This is a genomic window from Streptomyces dangxiongensis, from assembly GCF_003675325.1.
Taxonomy (GTDB): Bacteria; Actinomycetota; Actinomycetes; order Streptomycetales; family Streptomycetaceae; genus Streptomyces; species Streptomyces dangxiongensis.
Map to the genome: position 1 here is coordinate 1,740,013 of NZ_CP033073.1, position 25,192 is coordinate 1,765,204.

The following is a 25,192-nucleotide window of genomic DNA, read 5'->3' on the forward strand; positions in this document are numbered from 1 at the left end:
TGATCGCAGCGGAGGGGGGCTCATGTTCCGAGGTACGACGCCCCGGACCCTGCTCGCCCTTCTCGGCGTCGCACTGCTCGCGTTCCAGCTCTTCATCCCCGCCGGAACCTTCGCATCCGCGCACACGGGCGGTCAGGCGCTGGCCAAGACCGAGACCGGAACCCACCTCTCCGCACTACCGGCGTACGACGGTGCGGACACGGTCCGCACCCCGGACCGCCCGGGCAGGCCCGCGAGCGTCCCGCAGGTGCGTGACCGGCATCGCGGCCCGGCCTCCGCCTCTGCGCAGGAGCGCCCCCTCATATCCGGCCGGACGGCCGGCACGGCCCCGCACGACCCCTGCGGCGCCCGGCACCGCCACGCACCCGGAGCCTCCAGAGCGCACACCCCGGCGGCCCTCCAGGTCTTCCGCTGCTGAGAGCCGGGGCCACCCGCTCCCCCTCACGACCCCCACAACCGTTGTTCGAGCCCGACGCGCCAGGCAGGCGCGCCAGGAGGACCACATACATGCAGCCCCTCATCGACAACGCCCGTACCTTCGGACAGCGCCCTGAGGAGTTCGCCAAGCTCGCCGAAGGCCAGTCCCCGCAGGTGCTCTTCATCACCTGCTCCGACTCCCGGGTCGTCCCGGCCCTGATCACGGGCGCACGCCCCGGCGAGCTGTTCGAGCTGCGCACCGCGGGCAACATCGTTCCGCCGTACGCCTCCGCGCACCCCACCAGCGAGGCCGCCACCATCGAGTACGCCGTGGAGGTGCTCGGCGTCCGCGACATCGTGGTCTGCGGGCACTCGCACTGCGGGGCCGTCGGCGCCCTGGTGCGCGGCGACGACCTGACCGCCGTACCGGCCGTGCGCGACTGGCTGGCGCACGCCACCCCGCGCCCGGCCGGCGCGGCCGAGGACCCGGAGGTCGCCGAGGGCGTGCAGAGCCACGTCCTGACCCAGCTACTGCGGCTGCGCTCGTACCCCTGCGTCGAGCGGGGGCTGGCGGAGGGCCGGCTCGGCCTGCACGCCTGGTACTACGAGGTGCACACCGGCGCCGTACGGACGCACCGCCCGCGGACCGACACCTTCGAGGCCCTGTGAGCGCGCCGATGACCGACAACCGCACCCTCCTGTCCCGCATGACCCGCCTGTCCCGGTCCCCGCACCTGCGGCAGGACTTCGCCGCCTCGCTCGTCGTCTTCCTGGTCGCGTTGCCGCTGTGCGTGGGCGTGGCCGTCGCCTCCGGTGTCCCGGCCGAACTCGGCCTGATCACCGGCATCGTGGGCGGTCTCGTCACCGGGCTGATGCGCGGCAGCAGCCTCCAGGTGTCTGGCCCGGCGGCCGGCATGACCGTGCTCGTCTTCGAGGCGGTCAAGGAGTTCGGGCTGCCGGTGCTCGGCGTGATCGTGCTCACCGCCGGGCTGCTCCAGGTGGCCATGGGCCTGCTGCGCCTCGGCCGTTACTTCCGCGCCATCTCGGTCTCCGTCGTCGAGGGCATGCTGGCCGGGATCGGCCTGGTGATCATCGCCGGGCAGCTCTATCCGGCGCTGGCGGCGAAGGCCCCCGACTCCGGCCTGAGCAAGATCACCGGGCTGCCCGGCGCGTTCCTGGACGCCTTCGGCGACAGCGGAGCGCTGGCCTCGCTCGCGGTGTGCGCGGGCACCGTCGCGGTGCTGCTGCTGTGGAGGCACACCCCCGCGAAACTGCGGGCGGTGCCCGGTCCGCTCGCCGCGGTCGGGCTCGCCACCCTGGCCGCGCTCGCGCTGAACCTGCCCGTGGCCACCGTGGAGGTGCGGGGTCTGCTCGGCTCGGTGCAGCCGCCGCCGCTGAGCGCCTTCGGCGAACTGGCCGGCGTCGGGCTGCTGGGCACGATCGTCGCCTTCACCCTCATCGCGTCCGCCGAGTCGCTGTTCAGCGCGGCGGCCGTGGACCGGCTGCACTCCGGGCCGCGCACCCAGTACAACCGGGAGCTCCTCGCCCAGGGCGCGGGCAACGCGGTGTGCGGCCTCCTCGGCGCGCTGCCGATGACCGCGGTGATCGTGCGCAGCGCGGCCAACGTCCAGGCCGGGGCCCGTACCAAGGCCTCCCGGGTACTGCACGGCGTCTGGCTGCTGCTGTTCGCGGCGCTGCTGCCGGGCGTGCTCGCCTACATCCCCATCCCGGCCCTCGCGGGCATCCTCGTCCACGCGGGTGCCAAGCTGATCCCGGTCCGGGCGCTGGCCGGGCTGTGGCGCGAGCACCGCGGGGAGGCGCTGGTCCTCGCCGTCACGGCCGTCTCCATCGTGACGGTCAGCATGTTCGAGGGCGTGCTCATCGGTCTCGCCCTGGCGGTGGTGAAGACCGCCTGGGAGGCCTCGCACATCCGGCTGGAGGTCACGGACGAGGGCGCGGGCCCCGTCGAGGGGCACCTGTCGGGCAACGCGACCTTCCTGCGGCTGCCGAAGATCCTGGACACCCTGGAGTCACTCCCCCAGGACCGCCCGGTCCGGCTCGACCTGTCCGGGCTGCACCACCTGGACCACGCCTGCCACACGGCCCTGGAGAACTGGGCCGCACGGCACAGCGCGGCCGGCACGGAGCCGGTGCAGCTCGTCAGGGCGGCGTGAGGGCCCGCCCGTGAGGCCGGGGCGCCGGAACTCTCGGCATCCCGGCCTTACGGGCCTATCGTGGCAACAGCAGACAAACCCGACCTCTGGCGAGGAGGTCACCATGGTCGAGGTGCTTGTGGTGGCCGTGGTGGTGGCGTGTGCCGCCGCACTGGTCTACCTGGCGATGGCAGCGCGGGTGGTCAAACAGTACGAGCGGGGTGTGCTTCTCCGGCTCGGCCGGGTCGCCAAGGAGGTACGGGCGCCGGGCCTGAACCTGATCATCCCCATCGTGGACCGGCTGCAGAAGGTCAACATGCAGATCGTGACGATGCCGGTCCCGGCCCAGGAGGGCATCACCCGCGACAACGTCACCGTCCGGGTGGACGCGGTGGTCTACTTCCGGGTGGTCGACGCGGTGAGCGCCCTGGTGAAGGTCGAGGACTACAAGTTCGCGGTGTCCCAGATGGCGCAGACCTCTCTGCGGTCGATCATCGGCAAGAGCGAGCTGGACGACCTGCTCGCCGACCGCGAGAAGCTCAACCAGGGCCTGGAGCTGATGATCGACAGCCCGGCCGTCGGCTGGGGCGTGCAGGTCGACCGGGTCGAGATCAAGGACGTCTCCCTGCCGGACACGATGAAGCGGTCCATGGCCCGCCAGGCGGAGGCGGACCGCGAGCGCCGGGCCCGGATCATCAACGCCGACGCCGAACTCCAGGCGTCCCGGAAGCTCGCCGAGGCCGCCCAGCAGATGGCCGAGACCCCGACCGCGCTCCAGTTGCGGCTGCTCCAGACGGTGATGGCGGTGGCGGCCGAGAAGAACTCCACGCTGGTCCTGCCCATACCGGTGGAGCTGCTGCACTTCCTGGAGCGGGCCGGACAGCCGCAGCCCCCGCAGCAGCAGGTTCCGCAGCGGATCCCGGAGACGGCCCCGCGGCAGGTCGCGCAGCCCGTACCGGAAACCACCCCGCGGCAGGTCCCGGAGACGGCACCGCCGGCGCCCGTGTCCCGCACCGACGGCGGGCCCCACGGCGACGGCGGACCCCACCCCGGCTAGCGCCCGCGCCCCGCACCCCGGAGGGCGACGGCCCGGCACCGCACCCCGCGGGGTCACGACCCGCCCCGCACCCGAAGAGCCACGACCCGCCCCGGACGGAAGGACCGAGCACCTGTGCCGAAGCACCCGACCAGGAAGAAGGACGAGGCCCTCCGGGACCTGCTGCGCCTCCCGCCGGGCGAGGTCGTGGATCTGGCCGGGTACGACGCCCGGGCCACCCCCGGCGCCCCGGGCGGCAAGCAGGCGGGGCTCGCGGACACCGCCCGGACCGGCCGGCGCCTGGCCCGGCTCCAGGAGCGGCTGTGGGCGGCGGGCACGGCGGGCGACCGGCGCCGGGTGCTGCTGGTGCTCCAGGGCATGGACACCAGCGGCAAGGGCGGCACGGTCAAGCACGTCATCGGCCAGCTCAACCCGACGGGCTGTCGGATCAAGGCGTTCAAGGCACCCACCGAGGAGGAGCGGCGGCACGACTTCCTGTGGCGGGTGCGGCGCGCGCTGCCCGAGCCCGGCGAGATCGGCATCTTCGACCGCTCGCACTACGAGGACGTGCTCATCGCCCGCGTCCGGCACCTCGCCCGGCCCGCCGAGATCGGCAGCCGGTACGGCCTGATCCACGACTTCGAACGCTCCCTCGCCGAGGACGGCGTCACCCTCGTCAAGTGCTTCCTCCACGTCTCCCCCGAGGAGCAGAAGCGCCGTCTGCTGCGCCGTCTGGACCGCCCCGACAAACGCTGGAAGTTCGACCCCGCCGACATCGACGAACGCGCCCTGTGGCCCGCCTACCAGGAGGCGTACGAGCTGGCACTGGCGCGCTGCTCGGCGCCGTACGCACCCTGGTACCTGGTCCCGGCGGACCGCAGGTGGTACCGCAACTGGGCGATCAGCCGGCTGCTCCTGGAGCATCTGCGGGAGCTGGATCCGCGGTATCCGGAGGGCGAGTTCGACGTGGCGGAGTGCCGGGAGCGGCTGCTGAAGCAGACGTGAGCCGGACGGGCCGGGGTACCCGGCGGGCATGCACGAGCAGCGAAGGGTCACCGATTCGTACTGGCTGCGGACCGCCCCCGGGCCGGACCACCCCACCCTGACCGGTGACGGCGACGTCGACGTCGCCGTCGTCGGCGCGGGGATCGCCGGGCTCAGCACCGCCCATGAGCTGGCCCGGGCCGGGCTGCGGGTGGCCGTGCTGGAGGCCGGGCGGGCCGCGGCCGGCGTCACCGGCCGCACCACCGCCAAGCTGACCGCCCAGCACACCCTGGTCTACGACCGGCTCCGGCGTACCCGCGGCCCCGGGGGAGCCCGGCTGTACGCCCGCTCGCAGACCGAGGCGATCGAGCACGCGGCGGCGCTGGTGGCCGAGTTGGGCATCGAGTGCGAGTGGGAGACCAGGGACGCGTACACCTACGTCCGGGACCCGTCGCGGGCGGACGAGGTGCGCGCGGAGGCGGAGGCCGCCCGGGAGGCGGGTCTGCCGGCCGCGTTCACCACGGAGACCGGGCTGCCGTTCCCGGTGGCGGGCGCGGTCCGGGTGGGCGGACAGGCACAGTTCCACCCGGTCAAGTACCTGCGGGCGATCACCGCCGACCTCATCGCGCACGGCGGCCAGGTGTACGAGCACACACGGGTCACCGGCCTTACGGAGGGCGAGCCGTGCCGGCTGACGACCGAGGGCGGCGCCATCGTGACCGCCCGGGACGTCGTGGTCGCCACCCACTACCCGGTGTTCGACCGGGCCCTGCTGTTCAGCCGGCTGTCCCCGCGCCGGGAACTGGTCGTCGCCGGTCCGCTGGGCCCCGGCCCCGACCCGGACGGCATGTACATCACGCCGGACGAGAACACCCGCTCGGTGCGCACGGCACCCTACGGCCCGGACGGGCAGCGGATGCTCGTCGTCACCGGGGAGCACTTCACGCCCGGCACCGGTGATCCGGAGGCTGGTTTCGCACGGCTCGCCGCCTGGGCCGAGGAGCACTTCCCCGGGGTGAGCCTGGACCACGCCTGGGCCACGCAGGACAACGAGTCCACCGACACGGTCCCGCTGGTCGGCCCCTTCCACCCGGGCGCCCGGCACACGTACGTCGCCACCGGGTTCGGCGGCTGGGGACTGAGCGGCGGCATCATGGCCGGGCTGCTGCTGACCGCCCTGATCACCGGCCGGGACTGCGCCTGGCGGGGGCTGTACGACCCGCGCCGGCTGAAGTCGGTGGTCCGCGAGGCGCCGTCGCTGCTGAAGACACAGGCGGAGGTGGCCCGGCACTTCGTCGGCGACCGGCTGAAACCGCCGGCCTCGGTGGACGAGCTGGCCCCCGGCGACGGCGCGCTGGTCCGGTCCGGCGGCGAACGGGTCGCCGTCCACCGCGACGACGAGGGCACCCTGCACGCCGTGTCGGCGCGCTGCACCCACATGGGCTGCCTGGTCTCCTTCAACCGTGCCGAACGCGCCTGGGAGTGCCCCTGCCACGGGTCCCGCTTCGACGTGGACGGCGCGGTGATCGAGGGACCGGCGGTCAACCCGCTGGAGCGGCGCGACCTCGACGGCTCCCCGACGGACGCGCACCGACCGGCGCCGCCGCGCGGGTGACCGTACCGCCGCGCCATGAGTCATATCACCGTACGAACGGACATCGCACCCTACGTTCGTACGGTGATCCCACACCTACGTCGTATCACCGCCGTCTGCGCCGTCCTGGCCGCGGCGCTCACCGCCTGCGGTACCACGGACGGTGAGCGCCCCGCCCCGGCCGTCTCCCCCGTCTCCGCGTCCCCCTCCTCCACCCGTCCGCCCGTGCTCGCGCCGGGCCCCGGCGGGCTGACCCCGGTCTTCGAGCACGGCCCCCGCACCCGGGACAAGACGGTGGCGTTCACCTTCGATGCCGACATGACCGCCGACCAGGGGCCCCGCGCGGCCTCCGGCGAGCACTTCGACAACCCGGGCCTGATCAGCGCCCTGCGCGCGCTGAAGGTGCCGGCGACCGTCTTCATGACCGGCCGGTGGGCGGACCAGTACCCGGCCGAGGCCCGCAGCCTCGGCCATGACCCGCGGTTCGAGGTCGCCAACCACTCCTGGAGCCACTACGCGTTCACCGCCGACTGCTACGGCCTGCCGACCGTCGACGCCGACGGGATGCGGGCGGACGTCGAGCGGGCGTACGCCTCGCTGCGCACGGCCGGCGTGCCGCACGCGATGCCGTACTTCCGCTTCCCCGGCGGCTGTTACGACCAGCGGGCCCTGCGGGCGCTGAGCGGGCTCGGGGTGACCGCGGTGCAGTGGGACGTGGTGAGCGGCGACGCGTTCGCGACGGACGCCGACGCGGTGACCCGGCAGGTGCTCGACGGGGTGAAGCCGGGCTCGGTGGTCGTCATGCACTGCACCCGCAGCGCCGCCCCGACCACCGAGCAGGTCGTCCGCACGGTCGTACCGGAGCTGCGCCGGCGGGGCTACCGGTTCGTGAAGGTCTCCGAGCTGATCGGCCGGAGCGGCGGACACCGCTGACCGTCATACACTGAGGGTATGAGCGACGAGGACCGCTGCACCATCGCCGACGCGACGCGGCCCGCGACGGCCGAAGGCCCGCCGTACGCGGAGTGTGTGCTGTGCCGCGAACCGACGGAGTACCCGGAGTCGTACAAGGGCATCACCCTGTGCCCCGTCTGCGAGTGGCAGGAGGCCCAGCGCACCGCCTGCTCCGGTTGACGGGGCGGGGGGGGCCGGCCTCCGTGCCCCGGACGGCCGCCGACCGGGCGCGGGGGCCGGGCTCCGCGTCCGGTCGGCCGCCGACGGGCATGCGCGTTGATCGGTCCGTTCACGGCTTCGTAGGCTGGGCTGCTGTGAGCCACGTATCCGCCCCCAGTGCCGACAGCCCCTCCGACTCCCCGCGCGAGCCCCGCGACCTGGCCCCCCAGTTCGTCCTGCCGCTCGTCGTACGGATCGAACGAGACGCGCCGCCCGCCCGCACCGACGCGCTGGAGACGGCCGCCCGGGCCGTGCTCGTCCTGCTCGGCGACGACCGGGCCCGCGGCGACGGCGAGTGGGCCGAGGCCGTCCGGAACTGGGAGGACGCCCGCATCCGGAAGGTGGTCCGCCGGGCCCGCGGCGCCGAGTGGCGGCGCGCCGGGACCCTCCCCGGCATCACGGTGACCGGCAGGTCCGCCGAGGTCCGGGTCTTCCCGCCGATCCCGCTGGACGGCTGGCCCAAGGACCTGGCGAAGCTCCAGGTGTCGGGCACGGAACTGGACGACCCGGAGCCGCCCGTCGCCGCCGACCCGGCACAGCCCGTGCTGTGGCTGAACCCGGAGCTGGAGATGTCGGCCGGCAAGGCGATGGCCCAGACGGGCCACGGCGCCCAGTTGGCCTGGTGGGCGCTGTCCGACGCGGACCGCACCGCGTGGCGGGACGCCGGCTTCCCCCTGTCCGTCCGCACGGCCGCCCGCGCCGACTGGCCCCGCCTGACCACGAGCGGCCTCCCCCTCGTCCGGGACGCCGGCTTCACGGAGATCGCGCCGGGGCTGACTGTTGCGGTGGAGGGCGTCGATCGCGTCAGCTCACTGCCTCGCCGACAGCAGCCGTGACCCTCCCTCTCGCGTCATGTTCCCCTCCTTCCCATGGGTCGGGACCCGGCGTCTCGACCGGAACTTCGCTGTGCCTGTGCTCACCGACGAACAGATCGCGCCGAAGCCGACCGCCTATCCCCATTACGCGGACTGACGCCCCGACCACTCTCACTCTCGCGAAGGCCAAGCGAAGGCGAGCTGTTGGTCGGCTACGAGCCTGCTCGCGTAGGCGAAGACGGGCCCGAACATGCTGAAGACGGTCACCCTGTCGCGGCCCTTGGCAGCTTCAGCGGTCGCCATGAAAACTCCCAGTTTGTACTTACAAGCCCGGATCGTAACGGCTGCCACTGACAGTGGCCGGCATCAGCAGCAGGGACCGTCGCCGCAGCAGGTCGGCGGGTTGCATTCGGCAGCGGTTCCTTACAGCCGGTCGTCGACCTCGAACCCCTGCGCGCGGATCTTGTCGACCGTGTTGGCCATCAGGCCGTTGGTCCGCGTCCTGCTGGTGGGCCGGTGATGCAGGAAGTAGCCGAACCGCTCCATGCACCAGGTGGCGTACTCCTCGGTGTGGAGCATGAAGGTGTGCCAGCCGCCGCTCGAACAGCGCGGGCGACACGAGGTCCCGGCCGCGGCGCAGAGCGGCCGGCCTTTCAGGAGCCACTGTCATTTCGCAGTCTTTCCGGCAGGAACAGGTCGCCGGCCCGGTGCTCCGGGCACGGCCGCAGCCGCGGGTACGCGGCGGGTGCACATCGGCTGGGTGGGCTTTGACGATGTGCCTGGCCACGAAGCAGTCCGGCGATCGCCCTCATGACTGCTCGCGGACCGGGACCTCGCCGTCGAGCTTCTCGCAGTGGTCACACAGGGCGTTGACGCTGCGGGCGAGCTTGCGCGCCACGCAGGGCGGCGAGGGCGGGGCGCACGTCGTCGTACAGGTCGGTCTCGTCGAGGTGCTCACCGCGGCCTGCGGCCTCGCGCGCCTCATACTCGGCGGCGACGTCGATGTCCGGCCGGAGGAGCCGCAGCGCGTCAGCGTTGTCACGGCCCTCGGCAACGACGGCACCAACAAGCGCGGACAGGGTATGGCGAGGGACGCCGAGCCAGTCCGCCCACGATGCCCAGTACCGGTCGTCACGGGTGAGCGTCTCGCCGACATCGAACACGATGGTGTCAATCACGCAGCGGAGCCTACGGTGCCTCACCGGGATCCTCGCGGGCCGGGCGTCGGAGCGGCGGCAGGCCCGGGGCCGAACCTCAAATGTTGCTCTGAACGCGGCGGGGAGGGGGTTCGCGGCCCGTCGGCGGGGCCAAACTTCCCTCACTCGACGTGCGAACGCCGGCCGAGGAGGGGGAACGCATCATGGGGCGACTGGGGACCGGGATCGGGTGGCGGCCGGAGATCGCGGAGGCCGTGGAGGGGATGCCGGGCATCGACTGGGTGGAGGTCGTGGCGGAGAACGTCTGCCCCGGTCATCTCCCGGAGTCGCTGCTGCGGCTGCGCGAGCGCGGAGTGACGGTGATCCCGCACGGCGTCTCCCTCGGTCTCGGCGGCGCGGACCGTCCCGACGAGGGGCGGCTGGCGGCGCTCGCCGAGCGGGCGGAGGCGCTGGGGGCACCCCTGGTCACGGAGCACATCGCCTTCGTCCGGGCGGGCGGGGCGCTCACCGCGTCCCCGCCCCTGGAGGCCGGGCACCTGCTGCCCGTGCCGCGCACCCGGGACGCCCTGGACGTGCTGTGCGAGAACGTCCGCATCGCCCAGGACGCACTGCCGGTGCCGCTGGCGCTGGAGAACATCGCCGCGCTGTTCTCCTGGCCGGGCGAGGAACTGACCGAGGGGCAGTTCCTGTCCGAGCTGGTCGAGCGAACCGGCGTGCGCCTGCTCATCGATGTGGCCAACCTGCACACCAACCGCGTCAACCGGGGCGAGGACCCGGCCGAGGCACTGGCCGCGCTGCCGCTGGAGGCGATCGCCTACGTCCATGTCGCGGGCGGCTTCGAGCGCGACGGCGTCTGGCACGACAGCCACGCGCACCCCGTACCGCGCCCGGTGCTCGACATCCTGACCGGCCTCGCCACCCGCGTCGCACCACCCGGGGTGCTGCTGGAACGGGACGACGACTTCCCCGGACCGGCCGAACTGGAGCGGGAGTTGCACACCATCCGGGATGCGGTGGCGGCCGGGCGGTCCCGCTCGGCGGGCGGTACGACGCCGACGGGTACGGCGACGGGGGGAGCCGTCGGCACGGGGGCCGGGGGCGTCGGTGTCCTGGCGCCGCCCGTGGCCGGGGTCCGTGAGCGGCTCGGGGTGGCCCAGACCGCCGTGCTGTCCTCACTGGTCGCGGGGACGCCGGTGCCGGAGGGGTTCGACCGGGCGCGGATGCGGGTGCAGGCGCGGGCCCTGGCGGCGAAGCGGGCGGACGTGGTGGCGAAGGTGGCGCCCGAGCTGCCGGTGATCCTGGGGGCGGAGTACCGGGAGGCGTTCCTGGCGTACGCACGGCAGCGGCCGATGACCGCCGGATACCGGCGCGACGCGCTGGATTTCGCGGGCCACCTGCTGAAGCTGGGCCGCCCGGGGAACGCGGGGACACGGCGCAGACTGCGGCAGTGGTGGCTGGACCGAGCGGGCCCGGCCCCGCGGCGCCCCTCACCGACGACCAGGGCACTACGGGCACTGCTACGACGCCGAGCCTGACGAGACGCCGGGCCCGACGGGAGACCAAGCCTGACGAGCGGCTCACCGACGGCACAGCCGATACCGGGGGACCACGACGGCGCCGAAACCAGCGACAGGACCGCCCACGACCCCCCGACACCTCCCGGCCCGAGGCCACCACCGACTCCCCAGGGGCGCGGGGACCTGCGCGACCGGCCACCCCACCACGCGCACCCCAGCACCCACCCCGCCCACGACGGCGCCAGGGACCGACCACCCCGCCCCTCACCGGCGCCGCGGACGGCGTCCCTCCGCCTCGCAGTAATATGCCAAGCCCGCAGCCACCCCCCAAGCACACCACGGCGTGCGGTGCAGGAGGCAGCATGCGACCGCGACCCCCGATCGAGGGCCGAGGCATATTCAGCGGCACCGGACTCGTCGTCGCCGCTCTGGCGGCGACGGTCGTCGCGCTGCTCGTCCCGCTCTGGTCGTACGCCGGCCGGCAGGACCCGGCGAGCGCGAACGTGCTGAGTGCGGCGACGGTGACGACCCCGTACGGTCCGCTGTCCGCGCGGGACCGGGACTTCGTCACCAAGGTGCGGCTGGCCGGACTGTGGGAGCTGCCCGCCGGGGAGCTGGCGCAGCGCAAGGGCACGACGCCGGCGGTCCGCACGGCGGGACGGCACCTCGTCGACGGCCACACCTCGCTGGACGCGCACGTGCGGACCGTCGCCACCCAGCTCGGCGTGGCCTTGCCCAACGAACCCAACGCCCAGCAGAAGCAGTGGCTGGCCACCCTGGACGCGGCGCGGGGCCAGGACTTCGACCGCCAGTTCGCCGGCCTTCTGCGGCTCGCGCACGGCCGGGTGTTCTCCCTGGTCGCAGAGGTGCGGGCGGGTACGCAGAACTCCCTCGTCCGTGATCTCGCCGACGACGCCAACACCACCGTGCTGGACCACATCAAGATCCTGGAGGCGACGGGGTACGTCGACTTCTCGGCGCTGGCCCGGGACCTGGCGAGCCCGGCGTCCCCGGTGCCGACGCCGCCGGAGGCCGACCCCGGTGCCGCGGTGCCGGTCACGCCGTCGCCGGGTGAGACGTACGCCCTGCCGCCGGCCACCGCCGGCCCGCCGCCGGCGGCGAGCGGTCCCTGACGGCGGCCGGCCCGCCCGGGAAACGGAGCGCGTCACACGAAACGGAACGTCACATACCGGCGACACTGTGTCCGGATCGTGAACAGGGCATGGCGTCCGCCCGGGGCCCTGGCATAGAAACAGCTCATGTTCTGGGTCCTTCTCCTGCTCCTGGCCTGGGCTTTCGCCGGTACGGCCTGCGCCCTGCTGTGCCTGGCGGCCCTCCGCGCGGCGACCGCGGAAGCGCGTGACGCGTCGACGGACCGGGAGCGCGGTCTGTCGCTGTACGAGGCGGCCTTCCTGTCCGGCGGCCCCGCGCGGGTCGCCGACGTCACCCTGGTGTCCATGGCCCGCCAGCGGCGGCTGCTGCTCGCGCACACCGGCTGGGCGACGGTCGTCGACCCGCGGGGCCGCGACGAGATGGAGCGGTCGGTCATAGGGGCCATAGGGCCCGAGGGCCAGTCACGGATCGCGCCGGTGCGGGCACAGGCCGCCGGCGCCGAGGCGGTGCGCCGGCTGGCCGACGGGCTGGAGCGCGCGGGGCTCGCGGTGCCGGAGGGCACGGGGGTCACCGTGGGGGCCGCCGTCCGCCGGGTGCGGGCCGCCGCGGTGGCCGTGCCGGCGCTGGGCGCGACCGCGCTGCTGCTGCCCGTCCAGACCGGGACGCCGCGCCTGCTCGTGGGCCTGTGGTTCGCCCTGCCCCTGACGCTGTCGCTGAGCTGCCTGGCCATCGCCCGGTTCGAGGTGCATCCGTACTCGCGCTGGGCCTCCCCGGCCGGGCAGCGGCTGCTGGGCGCGCTGGCCGGCAGGCGGGACGGTGACGAGCGGTCGTTCCTCACGTCCGTCGCCGTACGCGGCATCCGCGCGATCGGCGAACCGGAGCTGCGCGCGGCCTTCACCCACCGCGACCAGCCCTGGCGGGAATGAGGCCTCCTCCCCCGGAGTGGAGGCTCCTTCCGGGGGGCGCACGGGGGGCATTGCCGCCGACACCGGCCGGTCGGTGCTTGCCTTCGCCGGCAGCCGGCCGAAGCATCCCTTGTGACGTCGCCGGGCCGTGGCAGCCGTGCCATCGCCGCCGCGCACCGAAGGGACACGCGATGAAAGCTGCCGCCCTCTACTCGGCCGCCGGGTCCTTGCTGCTGACCAGCCTGGCCGCGGCCCCGGCGGGCGGCGCGCCCGGCAGCCCCGGCGCCTTCGGCGCTCCCGGCGCGGCCGAGCTGCGCGGGACCGCGGTGGCGGTGGCCCGGGCCCGGGCGGCCGGTATCGCCTTCGGCCCGTGCGCGGCGGCGGACGTGCCGCAGGCCCCGGCCGAGCTACGGTGCGGCACGGTCACCGTCCCGCTGGACTACGCCCACCCCGACGGCAGGAAGATCGAACTGACGGTCAGCCGGACCCGGGCCACCCAGAAGGACCCGCACAACAGCAAGCGGAAGGTCCCCCGGCAGGGCGCCCTCGTCTACAACCCCGGCGGTCCGGGCGCCTCCAGCATGTACTTCCCGCTGATCGGCAAGATCCCGCAGTGGAAGCGGACCGCCGCCGCCTACGACCTGGTCGGTTACGCCCCGCGCGGGGTGGGCCGTTCGGCGCCGCTGTCCTGCGAGGACCCGAAGCACTTCTTCAAGGCGCCCACCGCGTCACCGGCGTTCCCGTCGCAGGCGTTCAAGCGGCAGCGCGTCGCGCAGGCGAAGGCGTACGCGCGCGGCTGCGCCCAGCGGTCCGGGAGCGGGCTGCGGTTCTACACCTCCCTCGCCAACGCCCGGGACCTGGACGTCCTGCGGGCCGCGCTGGGCGAGGACCGGCTGACGTTCATGGGCGCGTCGTACGGCACCTACTTCGGCGCGCTCTACGCGACGATGTTCCCCTCGCACGTGCGGCGCATGGTGCTGGACTCGGCGGTGAACCCGGACCCGGAGAAGGTCTGGTACCGCAACAACCTCGACCAGTCGGCCGCCTTCGAGGAGCGCTGGGCGGACTTCCGCGAGTGGATCGCCCGGCACGACGACGTGTACGGGCTCGGTGACACGCCCGCGAAGGTGCAGCGCGCCTACGACACCGCGCGTGAGCGGCTGGCCGGGAAGGCGGCGGGCGGCAGGGTCGGCCCGGGGCAGCTACAGAACGCGTTCCTGTCGGCCGGGTACTACGACGACTTCTGGCCGAGCCGGGCCGAGGCCCTCGCGGCGTTCCTGCGCGGCGACCCGGAGCCGCTGGTGCGGCTGGCCGCGCCGAGCCCGGACACGGCCGTGGAGGCGGAGAACGGCAGAGCGGTGTACACGGCCGTCGAGTGCAACGACGCGCCGTGGCCGACGCGGTGGAAGGTCTGGGACCGGGACAACACGCGGCTCGCCCGGGTGGCGCCCTTCGAGACCTGGGACAACGCGTGGATGAACCTGCCGTGCGCCTACTGGCCGGCGCCCCGGCAGCGTCCGCTGGACGTGCGGACCGCTCCGGGCGAGCTGCCGCCGGTGCTGATCCTGGCGGCCCAGCGGGACGCCGCGGCGCCCTACCAGGGGGCCCTGGAGACGAACCGGCGGCTGGCTGGGTCGGTGCTGGTGACCGAGCGGGACGCGGGCACGCACGGCGTCGGGGGCGGCCCCAACCCGTGCGTCAACGCGTACCTGGACGCGTATCTGCTCCAGGGCCGCCTTCCGGCGCGGCACACGTCCTGCGCACCGCGCCCGGAACCGGAGCCGGACACCCCGGCCGCCGGCGCCCCCGCTCCCGGCTCGACCTCGCGGGACGCCGTGAAGGGCAGGGCCGCCGGGCGCTAGGCGTTCCGGGCGGGCCGCGCCGGGCACTGGGCGTTCCGGGCGGACGCCGGCCGTCAGGCCAGGCCGGCGACCAGGTCGGCGACGTCCTTGCGGCGGCCCGTGTAGAACGGGACCTCCTCGCGGACGTGCATCCGGGCCTCGGAGGCGCGCAGGTGACGCATGAGGTCGACGATGCGGTACAGCTCGTCGGCCTCGAAGGCCAGGATCCACTCGTAGTCGCCGAGGGAGAACGAGGCGACGGTGTTGGCGCGCACGTCGGGGTAGCCGCGGGCCATCTTGCCGTGGTCGGCGAGCATGCGGCGGCGGTCCTCGTCGGGCAGCAGGTACCAGTCGTAGGAGCGCACGAACGGGTAGACGCTGACGTAGTCGCGGGGCGTCTCGTCGGCGAGGAACGCCGGGATGTGCGAGCGGTTGAACTCGGCGGGGCGGTGCAGCGCCATGTTCGACCACACCGGCTCCAGCGCGCGGCCCAGCCGGGTGCGGCGGAAGAGGTTGTACGCCTCCTGGAGCTGTTCACTGGTCTCGGCGTGCCACCAGACCATGACGTCGGCGTCGGCGCGCAGGCCGGAGACGTCGTAGGTGCCGCGGACCGTGACGTCCTTCGCGGCGAGCTGGTCGAACAGCTCCTGGACCTCGTCGGCGTATCCCGTGCGGTCCTCCGGCAGCACGTCCTTCAGCCGGAACACCGACCACAGGGTGTAGCGGATGACCTCGTTCAGGTCCTTGGCCAGCTTGCCCTTGTTCGGGACCCTGCCGGACTCGATGATGGGGGCGTCGTCACTCATGGTCCCTATTCTCCCGCTCCGCCGTGCAGGCTCTGCACCGGGTCGGCGGTCAGCTCGGCGACGCCGCTCGGGTCGCCGTCGAGCTGGTCGACCGCGGCGTAGGCGCTCGCGATGCACGCGGGGATGCCGACCCCGTCGTACTGGGCGCCGCACACCGCGAGGCCCGGGAGCCGGGCGACGTGTTCGCGGATGCGGGCCACGCGCGCGTGGTGCCCGACGGGGTACTGCGGCAGGCCGTCGGTCCAGCGGGTGACCCGGGTCTCCAGGGGCTCGGCGTCCAGGCCGGTCGCCTCGCGCAGGTCGTGCCGGGAGATCTCCACGAGGGCGGCGTCGTCCCGGTCGAGCACCCGCGTCTCGCCGTGGCGGCCCACGGAGGTGCGCAGCACGACCACGCCCGGTTCCTGCTCGGCGATCCACCCCCACTTCTGGGAGGCGAACGTGGCGGCCTTGACGGTGCGGCCGTCGACGGGCGGCACCAGGAAGCCGCTGCCCTCGGGCAGGCGCAGTCCGGCGCGCCGGTAGGCGAGGGTGATCAGGGCCATCGAGGCGTACTCCACGGCGGCCAGCTCGGCGGCGGCCCCGGGGGACTCGGCGCGCAGCAGGTCGGCGGCCGGGCGGGCGGGGACGGCTAGGACGACGGCGTCGGCGTGCAGCACCCGGTCACCGGCCACGACGCGCCAGGCGCCGTCTCCCCCGGCCGTGTCTCCGGCCGCGCGGGCCTGCGCCGAGCCGGTGACGTCCGGTCGTGCCGGGCCGCCGCGGCGCAGCTCCCGCACGGGCGTGCCGGTGAGGATCTCGCCTCCGCGGGCCCGCACCGAGTCGGCGACCGCGAGCGGCAGCGAGCCCACGCCGCCCTCGATGCCGAGGAACACCGGTCCGGTCTGCCGGGCCGCCGCCGCTTCCGCCTGGATCCCGCGGACCGCCTCCGTCAGGGAGTCGTGGGTCTGGGCGGCCCGGAAGAGCTGCGGGACGGCCGAACGCATGGAGATCCGGTACGCGTCGCCCGCGTAGACCCCGCCGAGGAGGGGCTCCACCAGGCGGTCCACGACCTCGCGGCCGAGCCGGGCCGCCACGTACTCCCCCACGGCGATGTCGTCGCCGGTCTCCGTGCGGGGCAGGTCGGTGTCGCGTCCGATGCGGGCCAGGCCCTCGTCGGACAGGACGCCCGCGAGCGCGGCGGCGGTGCCGGGGACGCCCATCACATGGCCCTTGGGCATGGGCCGCAGGGCGCCGCGGGTCCAGATCGCGGCGGTCGCCGTGGCCGGCGGCCGGAGCCGGTCGCCGAGGCCGGCCTCGCGGGCGAGCGTCGCCGCCTCGGGGCGGCGGGCGAGCATGGACTCGGCACCCAGGTCGACGCGTACGCCGGCGATGTCGCCGGGCAGCAGCTTGCCGCCGACCCGGTCGCCTGCCTCCAGGACGGTCACGCGCGCGCCGCGCTCCAGCAGCCGGTGCGCGGCGGCCAGCCCGGCGACACCGGCCCCGATGACGACGACGTGTCCCAGGCTCCCGCCCGTCGCACCGTTACGCGTTGTGCTCATGCCCCCCACTCTCTCAGACCCTGCCGACACTCCCGCCGGGCCCCGGTGTCCGGCCCGGGTCCGGACCGTGACCGGACCGTGACCGCACCGGGACCGGCGACGCCGAACGTTCCCGCCGGACCCGCCGTCCAAGGAGCGCCACAGACCACAGCCCATGGGAGTACCGCCGATGCGCACACCACACGTCACCCGCTCCGTCCGGTCCGCGCGGGTTCTGGCCGGGGCGCTGCTCGCCGCCTCCCTCGCGCTCGCCGGGTGCGGCGGCGCGGACGACACGGGCGGTGGCTCGGCGAGGTCCGCGGCGGACGCCGCGGTGCGGCCTTCGGGCGCCGCCGGCGGCAGGGCGGACGGCGCGAAGGCCGTCCGGGGCACACCCCGGCTCGCCCGGGACGCGATCATCCGCACCGCGTCCCTCACCGTCGAGGTCCAGGACGTGTCCAAGGCCCTGGAGGCGGCCCGTACGGCCGCCGGGGACGCGGGCGGTCACGTCGGCACGGAGAACACCGGCCGGGACCGCGACGGCCACGAGCACACCCGGGTCGTGCTGCGCGTGCCCACCGAGAAGTACGACGAGGTCCTCGCCGGCCTCCAGGGCACGGGCCGGGTGGTCCACCGCACGGCCAAGGCCGTCGACGTCACCGACCAGGTCGTGGACGTGAAGAGCCGGATCACCTCGCAGCGGGCCAGCGTGGCCCGGATCCGGGCACTGATGGACAAGGCGGACAGGCTGAGCGACGTCGTCACGCTGGAGGGCGAGCTGAGCAGCCGTCAGGCCGACCTGGAGGCTCTGCTCGCCCGGCAGGCGTCCCTCGGGGACCGCACGAGCCTGGCCACCATCACCCTGTCGCTGTCGCGGACGCCGGTGCGGGCGGCGTCCGGTGACGGCTCGCCGGGTTTCGCCGACGCGCTGGCGGGCGGCTGGCACGCGTTCGTCACCGTACTGCGCTGGATCGCCCTCGCGCTGGGCGCCGTCCTGCCGTTCGCGGCGCTCGCCGCGCTGCTCACGCTGGTGTGGCTGCGCGTCGTACGCCCCCGGCTGCCGCGCCGGGCGGTGCCCGCGCCGGCGACGGCCGCGCCCGGCCCGCTGCCGTCGGCCCGCCCGGTGGAGGCCGGGGAGGCCGGGGAGGCCGGGCGCAGGTGAAGTACCCGTGCCCCGTAGCGTGTTCCCCATGAGCATGAGCGAGGCGCGCGGCGACGGCGGCAGGGAACGGCTGGTCGTGATCGGTGGCGACGCCGCGGGCATGTCCGCGGCGTCGCAGGCGCGGCGGCTGCGGGGCCCGGACGAGCTGGACATCGTGGCCTTCGAGCGCGGCCACTTCACCTCGTACTCGGCGTGCGGCATCCCGTACTGGGTGGGCGGTGAGGTCGCCGAGCGCGATCAGCTCGTCGCCCGTACGCCCGAGGAGCACCGGGCGCGGGGGATCGACCTGCGGCTGCGTACGGAGGTCACGGAGATCGACGTGGCCGGTCAGCGGGTACGAGCGCGTGACGTCGATTCCGGTGCCGAGTCCTGGACGTCGTACGACAAGCTGGTGATCGCCACCGGGGCCCGCCCGGTCCGCCCGGACCTGTCCGGCACGGACGCCCTCGGGGTGCACGGTGTGCAGACCCTGGACGACGGCCAGGCCCTGCTGGACACGCTGGCGGGCGTGCATGGCCGCCGCGCGGTCGTGGTGGGCGCCGGCTACATCGGCGTGGAGATGGCCGAGGCGCTGATCAACCGGGGTTTCGAGGTGACGGTCGTCAACCGCGGCAAGGAGCCCATGTCGACGCTCGACCCGGACATGGGCCGGCTGGTGCACCGGGCGATGGAGGGCCTCGGCATCACGATGGTGAACGACACCGAGGTCACCGGGCTGCTCACCGGCCGGGACGGCCGGGTGAGGGCGGTGGCGACGCGGGACGCCGAGCACCCCGCGGACCTGGTGGTCCTCGGCATCGGCGTCCGCCCGGAGACCGGCCTCGCCGGGGCGGCCGGCCTCCCGCTCGGCGCGCACGGCGGTCTGCTCACCGACCTGGCGATGCGGGTGCGCGGCCACGGGAACATCTGGGCGGGCGGCGACTGCGTGGAGGTGCTGAACCTGGTCTCTGGGCAGGAGCAGTACGTCCCGCTGGGCACGCACGCCAACAAGCACGGCCAGGTCATCGGCACCAACGCCGGCGGCGGCTACGCCACCTTCCCCGGGGTCGTCGGCACGGCGGTCAGCAAGGTCTGTGACCTGGAGATCGCCCGTACCGGGCTGCGCGAGAAGGACGCGCGCCGGGTGGGCCTGCGGTTCGAGACGGTCACCGTGGAGTCGACCAGCCGCGCCGGCTACTACCCCGGCGCGGCCCCCATGACGGTCAAGATGCTCGCGGAACACCGTACGGGCCGGCTGCTCGGTGTGCAGATCGTCGGCCGGGAGGGCGCCGCCAAGCGGGTCGACATAGCGGTGGTGGCGCTGACCGCGCGGATGACGGTGGAGCAGATGACGGCCCTGGACCTGGGCTACGCCCCGCCCTTCTCACCGGTGTGGGACCCCGTGCTGGTGGCGGCGAGAAAGGCGACGGCGAGGGTGCGGGCGGCGGCCTAGGCGGTCCCGCTGATGCGGGGCAGGGAGGTGACGGCCGCGCCGGGGGTCACGGGCGTGGGCTGCTCGCCGGCGGGCTTGGCGTGGGAGGCCGGCGGCCGGGTGGACCGCAGCCGGTAGCTCACCGCCTCGTCCAGCGTGACCGGCCGCTGCATCTGGGAGGCGAGCCGCCCGGCCTCCTGGCCGAGCCGCGCGACGTCCTCCCAGGGCAGCCGTAGCACCAAGGACAGCTCGGCCTCGCCGTCGGGCAGGGCATGCATCGCCGGTACCTGCGGAGCGTTCGCACTCATCGCCTGATCCTCACGTCGGTTGTGAGGGGATACGCACGCACGCCCCGCGGTGTTCACCGGTTCACCGACCGCATCGCGGGCACTACTCCTGTGTGGTCATACCCGTCCATGACGTGAATCCGGTGCGCCGCACCCCCTGGGTGACGTACGCCCTCATCGCCGCCGACGTGCTGGTGTTCCTCACCACGCCCGGCATCGCCGGTGCCGTGGCGGGCGGCAGCGATCTGGTGCGGCTGTGTCATCTCCAGGCCTTCATGGACCACTACGCGGCGGTCCCCCGGGAACTGATCCACCATCAGATGCCCCGTGTCGTGCCGACCGGGAGCGTCGGTGTGGGCCCGCACGGTCCGGGCTGCGTCGTGGCGCCGCCCGGTTACGACAAGTCCCCGGCGCTGTCGGTGTTCACGGCTATGTTCCTGCACGGCGGCTGGCTGCACCTGCTCGGCAACATGCTGTTCCTGCTGATCTTCGGCAACAACGTCGAGGACCGGATGGGCCACATCCGCTACTTCCTCTTCTACGTCGTCTGCGGCTACGCGGCCGGCTACGGCTTCGCCCTGCTCAACGCCGGCTCCACCGACCCGCTGATCGGCGCGTCGGGCGCGATCGCCGGGGTGCTCGGCGCCTATCTGGTGCTGTACCCGAGGGCCAGGGTGTGGGTGCTGGTGCCGTTCCTGGTCTTCCTGCCGCTGCGGCTGCCCGCCTGGCTGGTGCTGGGCTTCTGGTTCGCGCTGCAGGCGGTGTACTCCTCCGGGCACGGCATGTCCGGCGCCGGCACGGTGGCGTACGCGGCGCACGTGGTCGGCTTCGTGGCGGGCATGCTGCTCGCCTGGCCGCTCAAGCCCGGCACCCCGCCCCCGCCGGAGCCGCCCGGCCTGCTGTTCGGCAGGCGGGCACGGCCCCACTACTCGTGGTGAGTCAGCTTGCGGTCGCGGTGTGCACGTACTCCACGAGCCGGGTCAGCGCGTCCGGGTCGGTGTTCGGCGGGACGCCGTGACCGAGGTTGAAGACGTGCCCCTCCAGGCCGGCGGCGGCGTCGAGCACCTCGCGGGCCTTGGCGGCGACGGTGTCCTTGTCGGTGAACAGGACCGTCGGGTCGAGGTTGCCCTGGAGCGCCTTGCCGGGGCCGACCCGGCGCGCGGCCTCGTCCAACGGCACGCGCCAGTCGACGCCGACGACGTCCGCGCCGGCCTCGCCCATGAGCCGCAGCAGCTCGCCGGTGCCGACGCCGAAGTGGATGCGCGGGACGCCGTACCCGGCGACGGCGTCGAAGACCTTCACGGAGGCCGGCATGACCGACGCCCGGTAGTCCGCGGGGGCCAGCGCGCCGGCCCAGGAGTCGAAGAGCTGGACGGCGCTGGCGCCGGCCTCGATCTGGACCTTGAGGAAGGCGGCCGTGATGTCGGCGAGGCGGTCGAGCAGGTCGGCCCAGAGTTCGGGGTCGCCGTACATCATCGCCTTGGCGTTCTCGTACGTGCGGGACGGGCCGCCCTCGACCAGATAGCTCGCGAGGGTGAACGGCGCGCCCGCGAAACCGATCAGCGGGGTGCGGCCCAGTTCGCCGGTGAGCTGGCCGATGGCCTCGGTGACGTACGGGACGTCCTCGGGGGTGAGGTCGCGCAGCCGGGCCAGGTCGGCGCGGGTGCGGACGGGCTGCTCGACGACCGGGCCGACGCCGGGCCTGATGTCCAGATCGATGCCGATGGCCTTCAGCGGGACGACGATGTCGCTGAAGTAGATCGCCGCGTCGACATCGTGCCGGCGCACCGGCTGGAGGGTGATCTCGGTGACCAGTTCGGGCCGCATGCAGGACTCCAGCATGGGCACACCCTCGCGCACCTTGCGGTACTCGGGCAGGGAGCGGCCGGCCTGGCGCATGAACCACACGGGGGTGTGCGGCACGGGCTCGCGCCTGCACGCCCGGAGGAAGGCGCTGTCGTACGTCGCTGCGGGCTGCCGGCCCGTGGGGATGTCGTTGGCGGTCACGGGGCAAGTCTCGCATGACATCGGTCACCGGCGGCGCGGGGTGTCTTGCCCCGCACCGGGCCCCGCTTCCCCTTACTCTTCCCCGCATGGCTGCGGCTCAGGGACGACTGTCGGACGGCGCTGACGGAATGGACGACGCGGAGGACACCGCGCAGGGGCGGACGGGCAGCGGGCTGCCCCAGGCGTTCCGGGCCGCGGTCGACGCGCTGCGCACCGCGCGGGTACGGCCGCAGGTCGAGGTGGAGCCGACGCCCGCCCCGCAGCGGCTCGCCCCGCACGCGTACGCGCTGGAGGCCGTGGTGGCCGACGGCGAGCAGGAGCTGGCCGACGGCCGGCTGGTGCTGCCGCACGATCCGGCCGGGCACGAGGCCTGGCAGGGCACCTTCCGGCTGGTGACGCTGGTGCGCGCGGAGCTGGAGGCCGAGATGGCGGCCGATCCGCTGCTGCCCGAGGTGTGCTGGTCGTGGCTGACGGGGGCGCTCCAGGCGCGCGGGCTCGGGTACGGCGAGCCGAGCGGCACGATCACGCGGGCCGGTTCGCACTACTTCGGCGGGCTGGCCGAGCGGCCGGCCGCCTCGCAGATCGAGATCCGGGCGTCGTGGACGCCCCGTGAGGGCCGCGGCGGGGTGCCGGACACCGCCGCCCATCTGGCGGCCTGGTGCGATCTGCTGGCGCAGGTCGCGGGCCTGCCGCCGGCCGGTGCGGGCGACGCGTCGGTGGTGACGCTGCCGCAGCGCCGGGGGCCGCAGTCCCGGTGACGTGACGCCGCCGTCCGGACCGCGTCACCCGTGTGGGCGTCCGATTGACCATGTCTTTGTCGATACGGCCACTTTCTGTACTCGAATCGCATCCGCTCGAACCGATTCGATCTTCGGATGATCGATCGCGTGTCCGAATTGCACGGATTGTTACTCACTAGATCGTGATCATTCTCTAAAGGCGGACAGGTTTGCTGCCGAAGACGACTGTGACCTTGAAAGCACGGTTCGTCCCCGGCTTCCTCCCCACAAGCCGGCCCCGTCCCCCCACCCAGGAGGCCTGGTGTCCGTTCTCCTCGAGCAACCCGCAAGCCTGGTCGCCTACCGCCCGAACAAGCCGACCGCCATGGTGGTCGTGGCCGACCCCCGCGTCCGCTCCACCGTCACCCGCCACCTGTGGGCGCTCGGTGTGCGCGACGTCATCGAAGCCTCGTCCATCGCGGAGGCTCGTCCCCGCATCGGCAACCCCCGCGACATCTGCGTCGCCGACGTCCACCTCCCCGACGGCTCCGGCCTCACCCTGCTGTCCGAGACCCGCGCCGCGGGCTGGCCCAACGGACTCGCGCTCTCCGCCGCCGACGACATCGGCGCCGTCCGCAACGCGCTGGCGGGCGGCGTCAAGGGTTACGTCGTCACCGGCACCCGCACCAACATCGGACTCCCCTCCCGGCCCGGCGCAACTCCCCTCGGTGCCGCCGCCCGGATGCACCGCCGCCCCCCGGGTGCCCCGAGCCACCCGGGCGGCTACCGGGAGCTGTCCGGACGGGAGGTCGAGGTGCTGAGGCTGGTCGCGGAGGGCCAGTCGAACAAGGCGATCGGCGTCTCCATGGGCCTGTCCGCCCTCACCGTCAAGAGCCACCTCGCCCGCATCGCCCGCAAGCTGGGCACCGGCGACCGGGCCGGCATGGTGGCCGTCGCCCTGCGCACCGGCATCATCCACTGAGCCCTCCGGATCCCCCCTCCGGAGGTTCCCCGTTCCCCCTGGCGAACCCCGTGCCGCCCCAGGGTGACTGGTTTACGCCCCTTCAGCGCCCGTCGGCGGAACGTTCCGTCGACGGGCGCCGTCCACACACGGATACCCTTGACAGGTGACCGACGCCCAAGACACCGCAGCAGACGGCTCCCTGCGCATCACCGGAGGGACGCCTCCGGACGATGCCGGATCTTCTGTCACGGGGGCGCCGTCCCCACTGCTCGAACCCCGCGAGGGCATTCCGCCCGTGATCACCGACGAGGCAGCCCTCGCCGAGGTGACCGCCGCCTTCGCCGCCGGCTCCGGGCCGGTCGCCGTGGACGCCGAGCGCGCCTCCGGTTACCGCTACGGACAGCGCGCCTACCTGGTGCAACTGCGCCGCGAGGGCGCCGGCAGCGCGCTGATCGACCCCGTCGCCTGCCCGGACCTGTCCGGCCTCGGCGAGGCCCTTTCCGGCGTCGAGTGGGTGCTGCACGCGGCCACCCAGGACCTGCCCTGCCTGCGCGAGATAGGCATGGTGCCGACCCGCCTGTTCGACACCGAGCTGGCCGGCCGGCTCGCCGGGTTCCCCCGGGTCGGCCTCGGCGCCATGGTGGAGGGCGTCCTCGGGTACGTGCTGGAGAAGGGCCACTCCGCCGTCGACTGGTCGACCCGGCCGCTGCCCGAGCCCTGGCTGCGCTACGCCGCGCTGGACGTGGAGCTGCTCGTCGACCTGCGGGACGCCCTGGAGAAGGAGCTGGACCGGCAGGGCAAGCTGGACTGGGCGCACCAGGAGTTCGACGCGATCGCCGCCGCGCCGCCGGCCGAGCCCCGCAAGGACCCCTGGCGCCGCACCTCCGGCATGCACAAGGTGCGCCGGCGCCGGCAGCTAGCCGTCGTACGGGAGCTGTGGGAGACCCGGGACCGGATCGCGCAGCGGCGCGACGTGTCCCCCGGCAAGGTGCTGAGCGACGCGGCCGTCGTGGAGGCCGCGCTCGCCCTGCCGGCCAACGTCCACGCGCTCGCCGCGCTGAACGGGTTCGGGCACCGGACGGGCCGCCGGCAGCTCGAGCAGTGGCAGGCGGCCGTGGACCGGGCCAAGGCGCTGCCGGAGAGCGCGCTGCCGCAGCCGGGCCAGCAGGTGACCGGTCCGCCGCCGCCCCGGGCGTGGGCCGACAAGGACCCGGTCGCCGCGGCCCGGCTGTCCGCGGCGCGGGCGGCGGTGTCCGCGCTGGCCGAGCGGCTCACCATGCCGCAGGAGAACGTGATCTCCCCGGACACCGTGCGGCGGATCTGCTGGGAGCCGCCGCAGACCGTCGACGCCGGTTCCGTGGCGACCGCGCTGGCCGGGTACGGCGCACGGCCGTGGCAGGTCGAGCTGGTGACACCGGTACTGGTGGACGCGCTCACCGCCCAGGGCGCCTAGGAGCCGCGGGACCGGGCCGCCGTAGCCCCCCAGGCTCCGCGGCGGCACCGCCGAAGGCGCCCGTACCGGGGCCCGCGGCCACGCACGATGCGGGAAGGCCGGGCCGGACCCGCGCACGATGCGGGAAGGCCGGGCGCCCCCGCTCCTTCCGGCGTACTCCG

General features: G+C 74.1%; 24 protein-coding genes and 1 pseudogene. 19 read left to right on the forward strand and 6 right to left on the reverse strand.

The window, feature by feature from the left end; all coding sequences use genetic code 11:
* Positions 1-22 precede the first annotated feature (22 nt).
* The 9 genes from D9753_RS07720 (at position 23) to D9753_RS07760 (ending at position 8,193) form a co-directional block, all read left to right on the forward strand.
* On the forward strand, positions 23-418 hold the full coding sequence (locus D9753_RS07720) for a hypothetical protein (protein ID WP_121786325.1): 396 nt from the start codon (positions 23-25) through the stop codon (positions 416-418).
* An 89-nt stretch (positions 419-507) separates the two neighbouring features.
* Positions 508-1,086, forward strand: coding sequence for a carbonic anhydrase (locus tag D9753_RS07725; RefSeq protein ID WP_121786326.1), 579 nt, complete (start codon positions 508-510; stop codon positions 1,084-1,086).
* Between the two features lie 8 nt (positions 1,087-1,094).
* Positions 1,095-2,591, forward strand: a complete 1,497-nt coding sequence (locus D9753_RS07730) for a SulP family inorganic anion transporter (protein WP_121786327.1) — start codon at positions 1,095-1,097, stop codon at positions 2,589-2,591.
* A 103-nt stretch (positions 2,592-2,694) separates the two neighbouring features.
* Positions 2,695-3,627 carry a slipin family protein gene (locus tag D9753_RS07735; protein WP_121786328.1) on the forward strand — a complete coding sequence of 311 codons (933 nt, stop codon included), beginning with the start codon at positions 2,695-2,697 and terminating at the stop codon, positions 3,625-3,627.
* 114 nt (positions 3,628-3,741) lie between these two features.
* Positions 3,742-4,611, forward strand: a complete 870-nt coding sequence (locus D9753_RS07740) for a PPK2 family polyphosphate kinase (protein WP_121786329.1) — start codon at positions 3,742-3,744, stop codon at positions 4,609-4,611.
* Between the two features lie 28 nt (positions 4,612-4,639).
* Positions 4,640-6,205: an FAD-dependent oxidoreductase gene (locus D9753_RS07745; protein ID WP_121786330.1), complete on the forward strand. Its 1,566-nt coding sequence runs from the start codon at positions 4,640-4,642 to the stop codon at positions 6,203-6,205.
* Between the two features lie 63 nt (positions 6,206-6,268).
* On the forward strand, positions 6,269-7,117 hold the full coding sequence (locus D9753_RS07750; RefSeq protein ID WP_121786331.1) for a polysaccharide deacetylase family protein: 849 nt from the start codon (positions 6,269-6,271) through the stop codon (positions 7,115-7,117).
* 18 nt (positions 7,118-7,135) lie between these two features.
* The gene (locus D9753_RS07755; protein ID WP_121786332.1) at positions 7,136-7,318 is read left to right on the forward strand and encodes a hypothetical protein; all 183 of its coding nucleotides are present in this window, start codon (positions 7,136-7,138) and stop codon (positions 7,316-7,318) included.
* A gap of 134 nt (positions 7,319-7,452) precedes the next feature.
* Complete coding sequence (locus D9753_RS07760) at positions 7,453-8,193, forward strand: aminoacyl-tRNA hydrolase (RefSeq protein WP_121786333.1); 741 nt, start codon at positions 7,453-7,455, stop codon at positions 8,191-8,193.
* A gap of 402 nt (positions 8,194-8,595) precedes the next feature.
* Here the strand turns inward: D9753_RS07760 and D9753_RS37755 are convergent, their stop codons facing one another.
* Positions 8,596-8,751, reverse strand: coding sequence for a glycine-rich domain-containing protein (locus D9753_RS37755; RefSeq protein WP_240468076.1), 156 nt, complete (start codon positions 8,749-8,751; stop codon positions 8,596-8,598).
* A 302-nt stretch (positions 8,752-9,053) separates the two neighbouring features.
* Positions 9,054-9,350: pseudogene (locus D9753_RS07770) on the reverse strand (HAD family hydrolase); the annotation flags it as partial.
* A 182-nt stretch (positions 9,351-9,532) separates the two neighbouring features.
* Between D9753_RS07770 and D9753_RS07775 the strand changes: the two are divergent.
* The 4 genes from D9753_RS07775 to D9753_RS07790 all read left to right on the forward strand — a co-directional run bounded on the left by D9753_RS07775 (position 9,533) and on the right by D9753_RS07790 (position 14,726).
* Positions 9,533-10,864: a DUF692 domain-containing protein gene (locus tag D9753_RS07775; protein ID WP_121786334.1), complete on the forward strand. Its 1,332-nt coding sequence runs from the start codon at positions 9,533-9,535 to the stop codon at positions 10,862-10,864.
* A 344-nt stretch (positions 10,865-11,208) separates the two neighbouring features.
* Entirely contained in the window at positions 11,209-11,979 is a 771-nt protein-coding gene (locus D9753_RS07780) for a DUF4142 domain-containing protein (RefSeq protein WP_121786335.1), read from the forward strand.
* A gap of 126 nt (positions 11,980-12,105) precedes the next feature.
* Positions 12,106-12,885 (forward strand): TIGR04222 domain-containing membrane protein, encoded by a 780-nt coding sequence (locus D9753_RS07785; protein ID WP_121786336.1) that lies wholly within the window; start codon positions 12,106-12,108, stop codon positions 12,883-12,885.
* 170 nt (positions 12,886-13,055) lie between these two features.
* Positions 13,056-14,726: an alpha/beta hydrolase gene (locus tag D9753_RS07790; protein WP_121786337.1), complete on the forward strand. Its 1,671-nt coding sequence runs from the start codon at positions 13,056-13,058 to the stop codon at positions 14,724-14,726.
* Positions 14,727-14,779: 53 nt separating this feature from the next.
* Here D9753_RS07790 and hemQ read toward each other — a convergent pair whose 3' ends face one another.
* The gene (gene hemQ / locus D9753_RS07795) at positions 14,780-15,511 is read right to left on the reverse strand and encodes a hydrogen peroxide-dependent heme synthase (RefSeq protein WP_121786338.1); all 732 of its coding nucleotides are present in this window, start codon (positions 15,509-15,511) and stop codon (positions 14,780-14,782) included.
* A gap of 5 nt (positions 15,512-15,516) precedes the next feature.
* On the reverse strand, positions 15,517-17,049 hold the full coding sequence (gene hemG, locus D9753_RS07800) for a protoporphyrinogen oxidase (protein ID WP_121786339.1): 1,533 nt from the start codon (positions 17,047-17,049) through the stop codon (positions 15,517-15,519).
* Between the two features lie 169 nt (positions 17,050-17,218).
* Here hemG and D9753_RS07805 point away from each other — a divergent pair, with 169 nt between their 5' ends.
* Positions 17,219-18,190: a DUF4349 domain-containing protein gene (locus D9753_RS07805; protein WP_121786340.1), complete on the forward strand. Its 972-nt coding sequence runs from the start codon at positions 17,219-17,221 to the stop codon at positions 18,188-18,190.
* Between the two features lie 28 nt (positions 18,191-18,218).
* Positions 18,219-19,622 (forward strand): FAD-dependent oxidoreductase, encoded by a 1,404-nt coding sequence (locus tag D9753_RS07810; protein WP_163010647.1) that lies wholly within the window; start codon positions 18,219-18,221, stop codon positions 19,620-19,622.
* Here the strand turns inward: D9753_RS07810 and D9753_RS07815 are convergent.
* Positions 19,619-19,879, reverse strand: a complete 261-nt coding sequence (locus tag D9753_RS07815; RefSeq protein ID WP_121790959.1) for a hypothetical protein — start codon at positions 19,877-19,879, stop codon at positions 19,619-19,621. The genes D9753_RS07810 and D9753_RS07815 overlap by 4 nt on opposite strands.
* A 122-nt stretch (positions 19,880-20,001) precedes the next feature.
* Here D9753_RS07815 and D9753_RS07820 point away from each other — a divergent pair, with 122 nt between their 5' ends.
* Entirely contained in the window at positions 20,002-20,826 is an 825-nt protein-coding gene (locus tag D9753_RS07820) for a rhomboid family intramembrane serine protease (protein WP_121786341.1), read from the forward strand.
* 1 nt (position 20,827) lies between these two features.
* Here D9753_RS07820 and hemE read toward each other — a convergent pair whose 3' ends face one another.
* Complete coding sequence (gene hemE / locus D9753_RS07825; protein WP_121786342.1) at positions 20,828-21,895, reverse strand: uroporphyrinogen decarboxylase; 1,068 nt, start codon at positions 21,893-21,895, stop codon at positions 20,828-20,830.
* An 86-nt stretch (positions 21,896-21,981) separates the two neighbouring features.
* On the opposite strand from hemE, the gene D9753_RS07830 reads away from it, so the two are divergent.
* The 3 genes from D9753_RS07830 to D9753_RS07840 all read left to right on the forward strand — a co-directional run bounded on the left by D9753_RS07830 (position 21,982) and on the right by D9753_RS07840 (position 25,031).
* A complete protein-coding gene (locus D9753_RS07830) occupies positions 21,982-22,653 on the forward strand; it encodes a DUF3000 domain-containing protein (RefSeq protein ID WP_121786343.1) in 672 nt (223 codons plus the stop codon).
* A 283-nt stretch (positions 22,654-22,936) separates the two neighbouring features.
* Positions 22,937-23,596: a helix-turn-helix transcriptional regulator gene (locus tag D9753_RS07835; protein WP_121786344.1), complete on the forward strand. Its 660-nt coding sequence runs from the start codon at positions 22,937-22,939 to the stop codon at positions 23,594-23,596.
* Between the two features lie 145 nt (positions 23,597-23,741).
* Positions 23,742-25,031, forward strand: a complete 1,290-nt coding sequence (locus D9753_RS07840; protein ID WP_121786345.1) for a ribonuclease D — start codon at positions 23,742-23,744, stop codon at positions 25,029-25,031.
* Positions 25,032-25,192: the final 161 nt, after the last annotated feature.